The organism is Streptococcus suis, assembly GCF_029616525.1.
Classification (GTDB): Bacteria; Bacillota; Bacilli; order Lactobacillales; family Streptococcaceae; genus Streptococcus; species Streptococcus suis_AF.
This window is the reverse complement of sequence record NZ_JANFME010000048.1, coordinates 1-1347: the sequence shown is the minus strand read 5'-3', so window position 1 is coordinate 1347 and position 1347 is coordinate 1. Positions and strand designations below refer to the sequence as shown.

1 protein-coding gene and 1 pseudogene are annotated in these 1347 nt (G+C 33.0%); both read left to right on the top strand.

The window, feature by feature from the left end; all coding sequences use genetic code 11:
* Nucleotides 1-284, top strand: a pseudogene (locus NOL38_RS10365) (class I SAM-dependent methyltransferase); the annotation flags it as partial.
* Between the two features lie 32 nt (nt 285-316).
* On the top strand, nt 317-1180 hold the full coding sequence (locus tag NOL38_RS10360) for an aminoglycoside nucleotidyltransferase ANT(6)-Ia (protein ID WP_002294505.1): 864 nt from the start codon (nt 317-319) through the stop codon (nt 1178-1180).
* Nucleotides 1181-1347: the final 167 nt, after the last annotated feature.

The following is a 1347-nucleotide window of genomic DNA, read 5'->3' as shown; positions in this document are numbered from 1 at the left end:
ATGGAACACAAGACTGGTATTATAACGAAAAAGGAGAAATACTGCATTTCCCGGTGGACAATTATTATTATGAGGGCAAACGGACAGCTATGTTTTTGGAAGAAAAGGTTACAAAATATCATAGAACACTGACCACATATCTAAATACACTGCTTTCAAATAGTTTTATAATAAATCAGATTGTGGAGCCACAGCCGCCAGAGAACATGATGGATATTCCGGGGATGGCGGATGAAATGCGACGCCCAATGATGCTGATTGTATCGGCAAAAAAGAAGATGTAATAATATAGAAAAAATAAACGAGGAGTATGTAAATGAGATCAGAAAAAGAAATGATGGATTTAGTACTTTCTTTAGCAGAACAGGATGAACGTATTCGAATTGTGACCCTTGAGGGGTCACGCGCAAATATTAATATACCTAAAGATGAATTTCAGGATTATGATATTACATATTTTGTAAGTGATATAGAACCGTTTATATCTAATGATGACTGGCTTAATCAATTTGGGAATATAATAATGATGCAAAAGCCGGAGGATATGGAATTATTCCCACCTGAAGAAAAGGGATTTTCCTATCTTATGCTATTTGATGATTACAATAAAATTGATCTTACCTTATTGCCCTTGGAAGAGTTAGATAATTACCTAAAGGGCGATAAATTAATAAAGGTTCTAATTGATAAAGATTGTAGAATTAAAAGGGACATAGTTCCGACTGATATAGATTATCATGTAAGAAAGCCAAGCGCAAGGGAGTATGATGATTGCTGCAATGAATTTTGGAATGTAACACCTTATGTTATTAAAGGATTGTGCCGCAAAGAGATACTGTTTGCAATCGATCATCTGAACCAGATTCTACGGTTTGAACTACTTAGGATGATGTCGTGGAAGGTTGGGATAAAGACAGAATTTTCATTAAGTGTTGGGAAAAATTATAAGTATATTAACAAATACATTGATGAAGATCTATGGAATAGATTATTATCTACATATCGCATGGATTCCTATGAAAATATTTGGAAGTCATTATTTATATGCCACCAATTGTTCAGGGAAGTGTCCAAAGAGGTAGCAGAACTACTGGGGTTTGATTATCCAGAGTATGGTAAGAACATAACAAGATATACCGAGGACATGTATAAAAAATATGTTGAAAATGACTATTTTTAAAGATTAGCAAAGATTATTAACCATAAGCAAGGGGTGTAAATGTATGGAAAGTACTGATGTTATAAATGAAATTAGAGGTATATTACCTCGTAACTCAATTGGAAAATATGATTTACTAACTATTTTTACACATAAAACCGTTTTTGATAAAATTGTAAAAGTACTAT

Excerpts from the sequence above, each read along its gene's own strand:
- NOL38_RS10360 (WP_002294505.1), top strand. The coding sequence starts at position 317 with ATGAGATCAGAAAAAGAAATGATGGATTTAGTACTTTCTTTAGCAGAA.